The organism is Paenibacillus lentimorbus NRRL B-30488 (assembly GCF_000411595.1).
In the GTDB taxonomy this organism is placed as follows: Bacteria; Bacillota; Bacilli; order Bacillales; family Bacillaceae; genus Bacillus; species Bacillus velezensis.
Map to the genome: position 1 here is coordinate 58,660 of NZ_ANAT01000019.1, position 15,750 is coordinate 74,409.

Consider the following 15,750-nt stretch of genomic DNA (forward strand, 5'->3'; position numbering starts at 1 on the left):
CATATTTTCTGACTGATTGATTGGATATAAAAGGAGCTGTGTTTATGGAATGGCTGAAAAAATAAGCGGGTTTGCGGGCCAAACCTTTGGCTTGTGGGTTATCGTCTTTGCCGGTTTGGGATTCGCCTGCCCTGATTTGTTTACTTGGATCAGTTCTTATATGACGATTTTCCTTGGTATTATTATGTTTGGGATGGGGCTTACTCTTCAAGCAGACGATTTTAAAGAATTAATCAGAAAGCCTTGGCATGTCGTGATCGGGGTCGCTGCCCAGTTTACGATTATGCCGCTTACGGCTTTCTGTTTATCAATCGGGCTCCGCCTCCCCGCAGAAATCGCCGCGGGCGTCATTCTGGTCGGATGCTGTCCGGGCGGTACGGCATCAAATGTCATGACGTTTTTGGCGAAAGGCAATACGGCACTTTCTGTTGCGGTCACCACGATCTCAACATTGCTTGCTCCTATTGTAACGCCGGCACTTATTATGCTGTTTGCGAAAGAGTGGCTTCCCGTTTCTTTCGGTTCACTGTTTGTTTCCATTATGCAAGCCGTGCTTTTGCCGATCGTCCTCGGGGTGATTATGAAGCTGTTCTTCAAAAACAGGTCGGACAAGCCGTGCACGCGCTTCCTCTCGTATCGGTAATCGGCATCGTAGCGATTGTATCCTCTGTCGTCAGTGTAAATCGTGAGCATCTGCTTCAATCCGGACTGCTGATTGTGTCTGTCGTCATCTTACATAACGGAATCGGATATTTGTTAGGATTCCTGACTGCAAAGCTGTTCAGAATGGATTATGCTTCACAAAAAGCGATTGCGATAGAAGTCGGGATGCAAAACTCCGGACTGGGCGCAGCACTTGCGACAGCGCATTTCTCCCCTTTGTCAGCCGTGCCGAGCGCAATTTTCAGCATATGGCACAATCTGTCGGGGTCTGTTCTTGCCACCTACTGGTCTAAGAAAAAAGAGAAAAACAGCGCCGAAGAAGAAACGGCAAAGATTCCGTTTTCATAACTGAACAAGGATAGGCTGCTGCAGCTCCTATCCTTGTTTATTCTGCAGATCACGAAACAGGCGCAAAAGCGCTTTTTTACATCCCCCTGAAATAAACCTCCATGATAACAAATCAATTGGCGGATATCGTAATCGAGCAGCCGCTGCACAGAACGGACCGCATCATCCATATGTAACGTATAGCCAGGATTAGCAAGGTTCAGCTTTCCGTCTTCAATGACGACCGCATCACCTGTGACCATTGTTTTTTCGGCAGGCAGATAAAGACTGATATGTCCGGGTGTATGACCCGGCGTGGCTACAATCCGAATGCCTCCGCACCAAGGCAGCAGCTCACCGTCAGTAACTGTCCGGTGAACTGGGGCCGATTCGACTGATTGAAGCGAGCGGATGAACTGTTTTGCATAAGGCTTTGCATCCTCTGGCAATGAACTAAACGTTGATTCAGCCTGCTCAAGCCGTAAAGATTTTTTAGAGCCGTCAATATACGGCGCTTCACGCTCATGTACTGTCACGCTGATATCCGGGTGCAAACGGTGTAATGCAGCGAGTGAGCCGATATGGTCTATGTCGTGATGCGTTACAATGATTTTTGTCAATGAATGAAGCGACATACCATGCCGGGCAGCAGCGTGTTGAAGATGGTTTGTAAAACCGGGATATCCGCAGTCTATTAATATCGTGTCATGTTCGTCTTGCAGAAGAACCGGAGTGATTGAATGCAATTCTTCATTATATTCAAATTCGATCTCAAGCGGATAACAGCTTTTCATATAAATTCTCCCCTTCGCTCAATAAAAAAAGTACACTGCTTGTAAGGGCAGTGTACTTTTTGTCTGTCTCAAATTATCCTTCCAGCAGCAGCTGTTCCGGATCTTCAAGCAGGTTTTTAATGGTGACAAGGAACCCGACCGCTTCTTTACCATCTACAATTCTGTGATCATATGATAAAGCGATGTACATCATCGGACGGTTTTCAGAGCGCTCCGCATCAATTGCTACTGGGCGCAGCTGAATTTTGTGCATACCTAAGATCCCGACCTGAGGGCTGTTTAGGATCGGTGTTGACATAAGCGATCCGAATGTACCTCCGTTTGTGATCGTGAAGGAGCCTCCTTGCAGCTCACCTAATGTTAATTTATTGTTTCGCGCTTTCTTCGCAAGTTCGCCGATCTCTCTTTCAATGCCGGCAAACGTCAGGCGGTCAGCGTCACGCACGACTGGGACAACAAGCCCTTCTTCAGCCGCGACAGCGATACCGATGTCATAGAATTTTTTCACGATCAGCTCATCGCCTTGAATTTCAGCGTTAAGGAGCGGGAATTTTTTCAAAGCAGCCACGACGGCTTTTGTAAAGAACGACATGAAACCGAGTTTTACATCGTTTTGCTCAAGGAATTGGTCTTTACGGCGTTTTCTTAGATTCATAACAGCCGTCATATCAACTTCGTTAAATGTTGTCAGCATCGCAGAAGTCTGCTGCACTTCAACCAATCGTTTCGCGATCGTCTGTCTGCGGCGGGACATTTTTTGCACTTCGACAGGTTTGTCAAAGCTTTGCTGTGTTTTTTGAGCCTGCTGTTTCGGCTGTGCCGCAGGTTTTGAAGCCGGTTTTTCATAAGCTTCCACATCTTGTTTGCGCACGCGGCCAAGCGGGTCCCCCGTCGGAATTTGTGATAGATCAATTCCTTTTTCCCTTGCCAGCTTGCGTGCAGCCGGAGACGCTACCGTTCTGGATTTCGCTTCTGATTGTGCTTCCTGGCTGACTTCTTGTGCAGCAGGTTCAGCTTTTGCTTCCTCTTTTGTTTGTTCATTGGCTGGAGCACTTTCTGAAGGGGCGGGTGCAGAACTTTCGCCAGCGCCTTCTGTAATGGTACCGATAATTTCTCCTACTTGGACGGTATCACCCGAATCTTTCAATACCTCTTTTAGAACACCCGATTCTTCTGCTGTCAATTCAACATTTACTTTGTCCGTCTCCAGTTCAAGCAAGTACTCACCCTGTTCTACATAATCACCGGGCTGCTTTAACCATTGGGCTATCGTTCCTTCTGAGATTGATTCTGCTAATTCAGGTACCTTAATTTCCGCCATTTTTACATTTCCCCCTTAGTTTTTGCGAGTCAAGCTATCAGATACAATGCGTTCCTGTTCTTTTTTGTGGACTGTCGGATCTCCTTCTGCGGGACTGGATCGTCTTCTTCGGCCGATGTATTGGACATTTACTCCTTTTGGCGCAATTTCCGTCAGATACGGGCTGATATAACTCCATGCCCCCATGTTCTGCGGCTCTTCCTGAACCCAAACGATCTCTTGCAGGTTCGGCAGTTTGGCGAAAAGCTCCTTCGTATCTTTTGCCGGGAACGGATACAGCTGTTCGATTCTGGCAATATGAAGCCAATCCTTATCGCCTTCCATTTTGTTGAAGTGATCGCTGATATCAATTGACACTTTTCCGCTTGATAATACGACGCGAGTCACTTTTTCGTAAGCATGGGAAAGACCGGACTGCTCATAGACAGGTTTGAATCGGCTTTCGCTCAGTTCCTGCACTTCAGATACCGTATTCGGGTTGCGCAGCAGGCTCTTCGGCGTCATGATCACAAGCGGACGGATTTCCTCACGAAGCAGCATTTTCGCTTGTCTTCTTAAAATGTGGAAATACTGAGCCGCACTTGTCAGGTTGGCCACCGTCCAGTTGTTTTCCGCCGCCAGCTGCAGGAACCGCTCGACGCGGCCGCTGGAGTGTTCAGGGCCCTGCCCTTCGTAACCGTGAGGCAGCAGCATGACCAGCCCTGATTTTTGTCCCCATTTTGCCCGTCCTGCAGATATGAATTGATCAAAATAGACTTGAGCCGCATTGGCAAAGTCTCCGTACTGCGCCTCCCACAACACAAGCGTTTCAGGCGAATACACGTTGTATCCATATTCAAAGCCGAGAACCGATCCTTCAGAGAGCGGGCTGTTATGCACCGTAAATGAAGAAGCGCAGTCGTCTAAGTGATGGAGAGCAACAAATTCTTCTCCTGTTTCGCTGTCATGCAGCACAAGGTTTCTTTGAGCGAACGTTCCGCGCTCTGAATCCTGTCCGGTCAGCCGGATCGGCGTGCCGTCTTTCAAAATGGAAGCAAACGCAAGCGATTCAGCCAATGACCATTCAACTTTACGGTCATCATCAAACGCTTTTGCACGTCTTTCCAGGATTCTTTTCAGCTTGCCGAACACGTTAAAGGATTCCGGCCAGTTGATAAGTTCGCCGTTCAGCTTGCGGAGAACATCAAAATCAATGGCTGTGTCAACGTCTGGAAAACCGTTGGACACCGGTTCCGGCAATTCAATTTCCCGTACGGCGTCTTCTTTTTTGGCGGGCACCTTTTTATAGGCGTCTTCAATTCGTTTTGTCACTGCCATTTCGATGTTTTGCGCTTTTTCCTCGCTGATCAGTCCTTCACTTACGAGTTTTTCCGCAAAGATCCGCTTGACAGTCGGGTGTTTTCTGACGGCATCATACAGCATCGGCTGTGTCGTTGACGGCTCATCCATTTCATTGTGGCCGTATCGTCTGTACCCGATTAAATCGATTAAGAAATCTTTATTGAACCGCTTCCGGTATTCAACCGCAAATTTAACGGCTGACAGGCATGCTTCCGGATCATCCGCGTTGACGTGAACGATCGGAATTTCATAGCCCTTCGCCAAATCACTGGCATATTTCGTTGATCGTGATTCATCGCTTTCAGTTGTAAAGCCGATCATATTATTGGCGATGATATGAATAGCCCCGCCGACCTGATAGCCTTTCAGAGAGCTTAAGTTCAGCGTCTCGGCGACAATGCCTTCTCCCGGGAACGCTGCGTCACCGTGAATTAAAATGGCGAGCGATTTTGTTTCATCTTGAACCGGGTACCCCTTTTGCGTTCTTGTTTCCTGTGCCGCCCGCGTGCTTCCTTCAACAATCGGATTGATGAATTCCAAGTGGCTCGGGTTATTTGCAAGCGTAATCCGCGCGCTTTTGGTTTCAGCATCCTGAAGCTGTCTGTCTGCACCGAGGTGATATTTTACATCGCCCGTCCAGCCGTAGCTGATGCCGGTCGATCCTTCAGACGGCACAAGGTCTTTATTCGGCGCGTGCTGGAATTCTGAGAAAATAATTTCATACGGTTTGCCGAGCACATGCGCAAGCACATTTAAACGGCCTCTGTGCGCCATCCCGATATTGACATTGGTTGTGCCCGCTTTCACAGACTGGGCGATAATGTCGTCAAGAACCGGCACAAGCGCGTCTAATCCCTCAATTGAGAAACGCTTCTGACCGACGAATGTCCGGTGTAAAAATTGTTCAAATCCTTCTACTTCCGTCAGTCTTTCTAAAACGGCTGACAGTTTTTCCGGTGAATTTTTCCGGAACAGTTCTCCGGACTCGACCATTTTTGTAATCCATGCGCGCTCTTCGAAATCATGCACATGGTCAAACTCGAAAGAGATGGTTCTTTTATAGGTATTGCGTAAATGCTGGATGGCTTCTAAGCCGTTTGTTATATTGGCAGGTGCGTCTTTACAGATGACAGACGCGGGTATTGCTTTCATTTCTTCTTCTGTAAGCCCGTACTCGGATAACGGAAAGAGCTCGCTCTTTTTCGGATCCTTTCTGAGCGGATTGACGGAAGCGTTCAGATGGCCATAGGTTCGAATATCTTCTGCAAGTTTAACTGCTGCTGCGATCTTTTGAATCAGATCTGCGGTGACGCGTCCCTGTTCCTTTGTTTCCGATGCCTCTTTTATTTGGCTTGGCGGAGCGCCTAGTTCGTCAAACATGTCTTTCAGATCCGGATCAATGCTGTCTGGATCTTCAGCATATTGGTCGTACAGCTCCAGTGCGTAGCCGAGGTTCGGTCCGTAAAAATCTTCCCAATTCATTCTTTGTTTCATATTATTTTGAAACATTTGAATATTACCCCCAACCTAGATAATCAAGTGATCAATTCACTATCTTGAAATAACTTTTGAACGCTGTGCCCAAAATTATGTAATAAAAACGCTTCCAAGGATATTTTACCACTGATTACGTTTGGATTCTACCTTGATTGTTCACAAAATAGTAAAAAACAGATCAATACCGAAAAATTAAATCATTTTAAAATAAAAGCGAAAAAGCATAGGAAAAAGCCTATCCTATGCTTTTATGAAGCAGTTTTTTCAAGAGCGGATACAGCACATCGGGCAGCTGATCGACATCCGGAACAAAAATACTGTACTTTCCGTACATATCCTGAATGGTTTTCATCTGGGATTCTTCTATCGCAGTATTGGACAGAAAAACATTTATGACTTCTATCCCTTTTTTTCTCGCTTCGATGACAGCCTCGCTCGTATCGACGATGCCGTTTTGTTCGTATCCGAATGCTGCCGGCTCTCCGTCTGAAAACACGATTAAAAATTTTTGCGCCTCACTCCGCCGCATCAGCTGTTTCGTCATTTGTCTGATGGCGTATCCGTCTCTGTTATCTTCTTCGGGCGCAAGCTGCATGATCAGCGGACCCGACGCCTGCAGCAGCGACTCTTCAAACGGAATGACGGTATTGAAGAAATTCGGCTGGCTCGTTTCGGTCGCTTCGTTTGTATCCTCCCAAAATCCGACGATTTGGTGAGGGACGGATACTGATTTCAAGGCTTCATGAAAAAGAACGATCCCTCTTTTTGTTTCATCCATTTTGTCAAACATGCTGGCCGAACAATCGACAAGCAATGTAAAAACGGCGTCAATGTCTGAGGACGGGTCCTGCTTTTTATAGAAAAGGCGCGGGTTCCGTTCCGTAAAATAGCGGATGAGTTTGCGATTCAGCCGGCCTGCGTGAAGGTCGGTCCGCGGGAGCGTTTTTTTGTGCTCAAGTGTTTTTTGTATCATCTGCTTCAGGCGTTTTTGATATGATTCTATCGTTTTTGCCTGTTCTTTATAAGACTGCTCCTCTTCAGGAGACGCTTTATGAGGCGTTTGATAAACCGGGAAGGCAAATTTGTTTTCTTTTCCGTCAGCCAGCCCGGCGCCCTCATGTTCATCCTGAATGGATTCAAGCGCTTCCAGTTTGGAGTAATCCTCTCTTTTCGTCTGACGTGAGGAACCTTGAACGGAGCCGAGCGCCTGGTCACCGTCATCGCCTTCTCTGGCCGCGTCTTTCCCAAGATCTGATTTCGCGCCGTGCTCAATATCAAATTGAAGGAAGCTTTTTGACGGCGCTTCGGTTTCCCGGTGCCACGTATTCATTTTCTCTTCAAGGATTTCTTCATCTCCGTCGGAAGACTCAGGGAGCGTGAGATCGTCACTTAATGAAGGCGCTTTTTTTACGCTTTCGAATAAAGGCTCTTCAGCCGCTTTTTCATAATCAAGTTCCGGCAGAAAAAAGTATGTGTTCAGCATATCTTTCTCAAGCACTTCATCAAGGCCTTCCATGAGGTCTTCCGTTATTGTTGCGATTTGTTCAGTAGAATCCGCCTCATACACCCGGATGAGCTGACGTTCAATATACGGTATCATCATATCAATATTTTCATGCATGGAAGGAATACATTCAAGCGGAGACTCAGCCGTCAGCTTGACAAACATCGCGCAATACAAAGCGTCGGTGAAAATGCTCCGTTCTAAATTCAATGTCAGCTGCGTCGTGAAATATTTCCTGTACATCTCCCTCCGCTTCTGAAAAACACGTTTCGTTCCCGGCCGTTCTTTTTTGATCAGCTCTTCAATTCTGATATCCTCAAGCAGCATAAACAGCTGCTTGGCAAAGCTTTGGCGGGTGAAGTGCCGGTGAACGTCATTTAAAAACCCCGCAAATACCCGAAATGAGCTGCTGCGTGTCCCGACAGCGCGCAAATAGACATCGCTTTTCAGGCCGGCTTCCATATCCCCGGCTGATCGGTCTTGCCAAAAGTGGCTCATGTAAATTTTCTTTTCAAAGGGATTGTAGTAAGACTGCACGCCGTATTCCACTTCAACTTCACTGCTTCTGGTCAGTGTTTTGGCCAGATCAGTCAGCATCATGAACAAAAACGAATCAATCGTGCTGTCGTTAAATTTGATAAACTTCATTGTATATCCCTCATTCGAACAGCGTTTCTGCAATATTTCTGACAGCGGCTTTTTCCCTGTCATCGTCAAGTTTTTCCACGATGCCTCTTTCAATCGCCCGTTTCGGCGGGATGTACGCAGCCAAGTCGCACGTATCAATGAGAGCCCTGATGGACGCCGCTTCTTCTGACACTTGTCCGTTATGCGCTTGTGCGATTAAATCAGAAGACAGCGTCATAAAGCGCTCAATTAATTTCTCATCTTTTAAGACAGACTGAGAGGTCAGCACCTGTTTCAGGAGGCTTCCTTTAATATACGGAACATCAATGATGACAAAACGGTTTTTAAGGGCTTCGTTCAGCGGAACGGTGCCGACGTAGCCTTCATTAATCGCGGCGATAACACCGAACCCTTCGCTTGCCTTAATCACTTCTCCTGTAAAGGGATTTGTCATCATTTTTCTGTAATCAAGCACGCCGTTTAGAATCGGAAGGGTTTCAGGCTTTGCCATATTGATTTCGTCAATGTATAAAAAATGTCCCTCGTTCATTGCGGTTGTTACAGGTCCGGGAACGAATTCAATTGTCGCCTGCCCCTGTTCATTTTCAATCGTTTTATAGCCGACAAGCGCTTCTGCATCGAGGTCTACGGAGCAGTTGACGCTGTGCATCGGTTTATGAAAATAGTTCGAAAGCGTTTCCGCCAATTTTGTTTTCCCCGAACCCGTCGGTCCTTTTAATAAGATATTTTTTCCCATTGTCAAAGCGATGACGGCATCGAATACAATCGCTTTATCTTCGGCCTCATAGCCTGATGATCCGATTAAATCCCGGAATTCTTGGGAAACGGGATGATTTTGATAAGCCTGCAGTTTGTTTTGTATATCTTCCGGAAGTGATAGGTGCTGTAATTCTGAAGTCATAGGTGATGTTTCCTTTCCATTTGTATTCCATAACCGAGTATACTAAAAAAGCCCTTGTATACTCAATACAAAAGGGCTCATTCCCTGCGGGCGCTTTTTGTCAGGGGAGCGCAAGCGATTCTGGCTCCGGAATTTCCGCTCGGGTTTGTTAAATAATCGTCCGTATGTTCATGAATGACGAACGCGCTTCCGTCCCGGTCGAGCAGGCTGAGTCTGCTCCCTTCTTTTAATGAAGTTTGCGGCGCGTTCATAATGACATCCACTTTACCGTCAGCCCCCACTTCAAGATTGGGGAGATCCCCGGCGTGATGACCCATCGGATTGTTGAAGCCGTGTTCTTTGTTCAAAGGGTTGAACGGACCGCCGGCTGATTCGAAATCAGGTGCCTGACATGTCCCTTTTTCATAAATATGAAATCCGAGAGAAGCGCCGGGCGGCAGATGTCCCGCTGATATATGAATGTCTGACCCTTCATCATCAGATTCCCTCACTTCGATATATCCGATCGTTTTTCCGTTTTGATTGATGAGTCCGGCATGCTCACGGTATGCAGATGCTTCCAATGCGCGGCTTTCCCCATGTTTTTTGGGCGGAACAGGAGCGGGTCTCCCCCCGCAGCCGCAAAGCGTAATTGATGCGAGCATGAGAAAAAGCAAGAGACGATTCATGCTTCCTCCCCCTTATTTTTTTACCCATCAGTCTTGTCAAAACGTGAAAATGGTAAACAAAAAAAAGCCCCGAAAGGCTTTTTTTAAAAATAACTGCGCGCTCCTAAATAAGCTTTTTTCCAATATGGATTGCTTAAGTTTGAAATTTCAACCCCGGAGGAGCTTGCGTGAATAAAGTCTCCTCCGCCTAAATACATTCCCATATGAGAAGGGCCCGCTTTATATGTCGTAAAGAAGACAAAGTCGCCTGCTGACGGCTGGCTGATATGTTTCATCGTATTCCAATATCCGGCCGTGCTCAGACGGGAAACAGAGCTTACCTTATTTAAAAGGTAATAGATGTAACCGCTGCAATCGAAGCCCGCAGGCGTATTGCCTCCCCAGCGGTAAGGCACGCCGACATGTTTTTTCGCCTCGCCTATCATTCTGTCAATCTTTGACCCTGTCACCGGAGGTTCGGGAGTATTTGGCTTGTTTGGCTTTTCCGGTTTGTTATCCGGCTGACGCACAGGATCTTCTGTTTTTCCCGTTCCGTTAATCACCAGAACCTGTCCGATTTGAAGCACATCAGTTGTCAGTTTATTTTTGTCTCTGATGAGCTGAGCGGTGATACCGAACCGATTAGCAATTTTCCAGAGGGAATCGCCTGCTTTTACTTTGTAAGTGGATGGCTTCTCAGAAGGATTTGAATGAGATGGCGGTGTTGTGCCGCTGTTTCCGTTATGTGAAGAACCTTTGATCTTTAATACTTGATTCGGATACAGCATGTCTGATGTTAATTGATTCAGCTTTTTCAGTTCGGCGATGGTGATGCCGGTTTGATTGGCGATTTTCCACAGCGAGTCACCCGGCTTCACAGTGTAAGTCCCTGATGCGCCTTTATCAGGCTTTGTCTGTCTGCCGCCTCCGTCCGTGCCGCCGGCAGACCCTTTAATTTTCAGTTTTTGGCCCGGATAGATGACATCTGAACTCAAACGGTTCAGGCTTCTCAGTTCAGAAACGCTCATTCGGTATTTTTTTGCGATCACCCATAATGAGTCTCCGTATGTAACTGTGTAAGCACCCGTGCTTCGTTTTCCCTTTTGCCCTGTTTTATGTATGCCGCTGCCGTCGGGAATGTGCAGCCGCTGTCCTGGGTGGAGTATCGTTGATTTCAGTTTATTTTCCGCCTGCAGGGCTGAAATACTTGTATGATATTGCCGGGAAAGCTTCCAAAGAGAGTCGCCGCTTTTTACTTGAATGGTTTTTGCTTCAGCGGGATGCACGGCGAAGGTTGAAGTCATTACTGCAGATACAGCCAGTCCGGCTGCGATTTTTTCTTCATATAACGAAAAACCTCCTATTTATCATTGCTGAAAGGGACGTCCCTTTTCTTTGGACGCCGCCTGTTATGCAGGATTCATTCAGAAGTCGACATTAATTCCGATTCATTTGGTCTTAGATCATCACCAACGCCACACATTTTACATAAATTGAGAACATTTCACAAAAGACTTTGGAATCATTTTCATAACATGGCTTTTTTCCGCGACATTCCACCTTTCTTGTCTGTTTTTCATACAATTCTCTTTACGGCGTGGAAAATCCTCCCGAAAAACAATCAAAAAAAGCCCGCTTCCTTTAAAGGAAGCGGGTGACGGCTGATTACAGAACCCGGGTCTCGGCAGTTTTCACGTCTTCTGCTATCAATTCCGCTGCACGCTGTGCTCCGCCGGCCGCTTTCAGGGATTCTCCGATTTCAGAAGCTTTTGTCTGATATTCAGGATTTTCGCTCAATTCTTTTATTGCTTCAGTGAGCAGTTCCGCTGTTACATCTTCTTTTTTAAACATCTTGCCCGCGCCCGTGTTTTCCACTTGGCTTCCGACGGCGAACTGATCTGCGCCCATCGGAATGACGATCATCGGAGTTTTGTAGTAAAGCCCTTCGCTCGTACTGTTCATTCCGCCGTGAGTGATAAATAAGTCCGCTCTCTTCAGGATCTCAAGCTGCGGAACATAAGGCTTTACAATAACATTCTCAGGAATTTCATCAAGCTCCGCCGGATCAAGATATTTGCCGATTGACATGACGGCTTTTCCGTTAAAGTTTCTGACCGCTTTTAAGCATTTATTAAACAATTCCTTCTGATTGTTAAAAATCGTGCCCATTGAAATAAACAGGACTTTTTCTCCTTCAAGCTGGTCAAACGGGAAATCCTGAGCCGCCGGCCTTTCAGTTATGGACGGACCGACAAAGAGATAAGAATCGCCAAACTCTTCTTCTTTCGGCTGAAACGCTCTTGAAGTAAATACGATGGTTTTTCTGCCGTCATTTGAGAAAATATCATACGGCGTTTTAATGTCTGCGCTGAATTCTTCATTGAGCCGGCTGACCGCTTCGGTATAAGCCGGATAATGTGATGATTCCTCTGATACAAGGTTTGTATTTGAAAACACTTCTTTAATAAATGCTTCATTCATTGCAAAAGTCGTGCAAAGTGAATATGCCGGCAGTTTCAGCTTATTTCTCACAAGCCTTCCTGCCAGAAAATGATGATCATACAGGATGTAGTCATAGGACTCATCTTTTACTTCCTCAAGAATACGGAGTGCAGCTTTTTTGGAAGTCTCAATCATTAATAGCAAAAACTCGGTAGCGTCCCGCTGTTCATCACCCGTTGCGTTTTTTCCGAATTCATCTTTTCGGAAATCTTCATATTCACGGAATTCCGCTCCGCTTGACGCGATTTTGTGCTCATATTCCTTCACGCCGTAATATACGACATGTTCCCCTTTTTCCTTCAGTTCTTTTACGACGCCTAAAGACGGATTGATATGGCCTTCTCCCGGAAAGCCGATCATCAATACATTTGCCATCTTTCCACTCCCTATTCGTTTAAATTTTATGTATATTTAAACGATAACATCAATACAGAAAAAGGTAAAGATGTTCACCTTATTAATATTAAATGGGTACAATATTCCCATTTTCTTATTATTTCGTATGAAGCGCCCGCGGCGAAACAAGCGGATACAGTCCGCCGTCTTTGGCAAAGGACATTTTTCCCGTTTCTTCTGAAACAACGAGCACGAGTGCATCAGTCACGGCCGAAAGTCCCATCGCGGCCCTGTGGCGCGTCCCGTATTTGAGATCGACATGTTTTGTTGTGAGCGGAAGCACATTGGCTGCTGATACAACCCGGTTTTCTCTGACCAATACGGCTCCGTCATGAAGCGGATTGCCGGGATAAAAAATACTCTCAATTAAAGCTGAACTGATCTCGGCATGCAGGCTGGTCCCTTTTTGTATCATTCCGTCCAGCGGATCTGCACGTTCAATCACAATCAGCGCTCCGTGCTTTTCTTCCGCCAGATGCTGCACGGCCCTCGCCAGCTCTGTATAGGAAGGCGTAAAATGTTCGATATATGACTGCAGGTAAAACGACGAAGCGACAGCCTGCATTTCCTGAAACGTATGTCCCAGTTCATCTAATTCGCAAAGAAGGCATTGGTCTTTTTCATCCAATGTCCGCAGTATCATTCCGGCATCCTCCGTAATTTGTTTCAAATACGTTTGAACGGCAGCGGTAAACGCGCTTTCCGTCATTTGAGTGTGGCGCATGTCACATCATCTCCTTTCCCTTATTTTCTGCATCGCGCGCATGGATATGCGCCGCTGTGTACACCATAATCATGAAAGGAGGCGCACATCATATGGAATTCGCACGGCTGATGCAATATATCTGCACCTTTTTAGGGGTCATTTCACTTTCATTCATTTATGCCAAGATGTTTAAAAAGCCGAAACCGGACAAAAAAGAGTAGGCCGGCTTTCATTGCTTTTTATACATAAAATGTTATAATTTCTCTCGTTAAAATAAAGAAACGGGGAACCTAACTTGAGAGAAACGAACACGATCGGCCAAAAGGTCAGACAGCTGTTACATATCTTCATTCCGATTTTAATCACACAGGCGGGCCTTTCCCTGATCACCTTTTTGGATACGGTGATGTCAGGGAAAGTGAGCGCCGCCGATTTAGCCGGTGTTGCAATCGGTTCCAGCCTGTGGACGCCGGTGTATACGGGCCTTGCAGGAATATTAATGGCCGTTACGCCTGTTGTTTCGCAGCTATTTGGAGCCGGCAGACAAAAGGAAGTGCCGTTTTCCGTCATCCAGGCCGTTTATGTAGCGGCCATTCTCAGTGTAGCGGTTATCCTGATCGGCTTTTTCACCGTTGATATGGTCTTGGGACATTTGGGCCTGGAACCTCGTGTCCGGACGATCGCCAAACACTTTTTAGGCTTTTTATCCCTCGGTATTTTTCCTTTGTTTGTGTACGCCGTTTTGCGCTCGTTCATTGACGCACTCGGCAAAACGCGAGTCACGATGCTTATTACGCTTTGCTCATTGCCTATTAATTTTGTTTTAAATTATGTATTTATTTTCGGGAAATTCAACATGCCGGCATTGGGCGGAGTCGGTGCGGGGCTCGCTTCCGCCCTGACTTACTGGTGTATTTGCGCCATCAGCTTTTTTATCGTCTTCAGATTTGAGCCGTTTGCCGGGTACTCTGTATTTCGGAAACTGTACCGTTTTTCTCCGTCTGAATGCAGAAAACTTTTGAAAATCGGTTTGCCTATCGGTTTTGCGGTATTTTTGAAACGAGCATTTTTGCGGCTGTCACACTTCTAATGAGCCATTTCCGGACGGTGACGATTGCAGCCCACCAAGCGGCAATGAATTTTGCTTCCCTCTTGTATATGCTGCCGCTCAGCGTATCCATGGCCATGACCATTTTAGTCGGCTTTGAAGCAGGCGCAAATCGCTATAGAGATGCCCGCTCATACAGCTATATCGGGATCGTGATGGCGCTTAGTTTTTCTTTATGCACGGCGGCTTTCATTTTACTGTTCAGGCCGCAAATCGCCGGAATGTATACATCAGATCCGGCGGTGCTCATGTTGACGCAGCACTTTTTAATCTATGCGCTGTTTTTCCAGCTTTCTGATGCCGTAGCAGCTCCGATACAAGGCGCTCTGAGAGGATATAAGGATGTCAACTATACACTCGGCGCGGCTTTTGTGTCGTATTGGATTATCGGGCTTCCGCTCGGTTACGCAGTCGGCACTTATACGGGCCTCGGGGCATACGGCTACTGGATCGGGTTAATTGCAGGACTTGCCGCAGGAGCTGTCGGTTTATTCTTCAGACTGATGAAACTGCAAAAGCGTTATGTGAAAAAATGATGATTTTATAAAGGAGGAGCAGCAATGCCAAAACATAAACTGCTGTACGATTATTTAATTGAACGGGCGGAGGACATCAGTCAGACATGGTTTGATACGCTTCATGAAACGGATCCTGATTCTGTTTATGCTTCTACTGACCCGGCTGTACTCACAAATCTGAAAAAACAAAATCTGGCGTTTAATTATCAACTCAATCGGATTTTTTCTGAAGAGAAGGAAGTATATACAGCGGCCTTGGAAAAGTGGGCGTTTGAAGCCGCACGGGATAAAGAACATTTAAAAACTCCCATCCATTATATTATTCGCGAGTTTATCAGAGTTCGTGATTTGTATGTCGGCCATGTCAAGCAGTTTACCAGACTTCATTCGGACACCGTGACAGAAGAAGATGCCGAAGATATATTCCATACGCTGATCAAATCGTTTGATGTGGTCATTCATATTTTCATAGAGGAAATGTATAAAAACACAAACATTCAGCTTGAAGCGCAAAAAGAATTGATTACCGAGCTGAGCTCGCCGGTCATTGTGCTTTTTGACAATGTCGGACTGCTGCCTCTGATCGGGGATATTGACACGGCAAGAGCCAAAATGATTTTGGAGAATACGCTGCACCAGTGTTCAGAGAAGCGCATCACGCAGCTGTACATTGATTTATCAGGCGTAGCCATGGTTGATACGATGGTTGCCCAACAGCTTTTCACCTTAATTGAATCACTCGGAATGCTCGGCGTGAAAGCGACATTATCCGGAATCCGTCCTGAAATCGCACAAACCGCGGTACAGCTCGGACTGAGTTTTTCAAATTTATCAATACGGTCTTCGCTTGCGGAAGCGATCGCTTCCGATCTGACAC

General features: G+C 46.4%; 9 protein-coding genes and 3 pseudogenes. 3 read left to right on the top strand and 9 right to left on the bottom strand.

All coding sequences use genetic code 11. The annotated features are described in order from the left end of the window. Positions 1 to 49: 49 nt before the first annotated feature. A pseudogene (locus D368_RS11295) lies at positions 50 to 1,011 on the top strand (bile acid:sodium symporter family transporter). A gap of 27 nt (positions 1,012 to 1,038) precedes the next feature. Here D368_RS11295 and D368_RS11300 read toward each other — a convergent pair. From D368_RS11300 to cdaS, 9 genes and pseudogenes are all read right to left on the bottom strand, one after another. Continuing rightward, positions 1,039 to 1,784: pseudogene (locus tag D368_RS11300) on the bottom strand (MBL fold metallo-hydrolase). A 73-nt stretch (positions 1,785 to 1,857) separates the two neighbouring features. Then, positions 1,858 to 3,105 (bottom strand): 2-oxoglutarate dehydrogenase complex dihydrolipoyllysine-residue succinyltransferase, encoded by a 1,248-nt coding sequence (gene odhB, locus D368_RS11305; protein ID WP_003153764.1) that lies wholly within the window; start codon positions 3,103 to 3,105, stop codon positions 1,858 to 1,860. A gap of 15 nt (positions 3,106 to 3,120) precedes the next feature. Further along, positions 3,121 to 5,955: a 2-oxoglutarate dehydrogenase E1 component gene (gene sucA, locus D368_RS11310; protein WP_015388115.1), complete on the bottom strand. Its 2,835-nt coding sequence runs from the start codon at positions 5,953 to 5,955 to the stop codon at positions 3,121 to 3,123. A gap of 223 nt (positions 5,956 to 6,178) precedes the next feature. Then, entirely contained in the window at positions 6,179 to 8,095 is a 1,917-nt protein-coding gene (locus D368_RS11315) for a vWA domain-containing protein (RefSeq protein ID WP_101563098.1), read from the bottom strand. A 10-nt stretch (positions 8,096 to 8,105) separates the two neighbouring features. Continuing rightward, a complete protein-coding gene (locus D368_RS11320; RefSeq protein WP_003153758.1) occupies positions 8,106 to 8,996 on the bottom strand; it encodes an AAA family ATPase in 891 nt (296 codons plus the stop codon). Between the two features lie 77 nt (positions 8,997 to 9,073). Beyond that, complete coding sequence (locus D368_RS11325) at positions 9,074 to 9,664, bottom strand: superoxide dismutase family protein (RefSeq protein ID WP_057080768.1); 591 nt, start codon at positions 9,662 to 9,664, stop codon at positions 9,074 to 9,076. 83 nt (positions 9,665 to 9,747) lie between these two features. After that, the gene (locus D368_RS11330) at positions 9,748 to 10,947 is read right to left on the bottom strand and encodes a peptidoglycan endopeptidase (protein WP_128574808.1); all 1,200 of its coding nucleotides are present in this window, start codon (positions 10,945 to 10,947) and stop codon (positions 9,748 to 9,750) included. A gap of 361 nt (positions 10,948 to 11,308) precedes the next feature. Then, entirely contained in the window at positions 11,309 to 12,520 is a 1,212-nt protein-coding gene (locus D368_RS11335; protein WP_031379026.1) for a macrolide family glycosyltransferase, read from the bottom strand. A 118-nt stretch (positions 12,521 to 12,638) separates the two neighbouring features. Then, positions 12,639 to 13,265, bottom strand: coding sequence for a sporulation-specific diadenylate cyclase CdaS (gene cdaS, locus D368_RS11340; RefSeq protein ID WP_014305204.1), 627 nt, complete (start codon positions 13,263 to 13,265; stop codon positions 12,639 to 12,641). Between the two features lie 388 nt (positions 13,266 to 13,653). Between cdaS and D368_RS11345 the strand changes: the two are divergent. Both D368_RS11345 and D368_RS11350 read left to right on the top strand, forming a co-directional pair. Next, positions 13,654 to 14,891, top strand: a pseudogene (locus D368_RS11345) (MATE family efflux transporter). 24 nt (positions 14,892 to 14,915) lie between these two features. Further along, a partial coding sequence (locus tag D368_RS11350) for an STAS domain-containing protein (RefSeq protein WP_486129253.1) occupies positions 14,916 to 15,750 on the top strand: 835 nt, incomplete at its 3' end.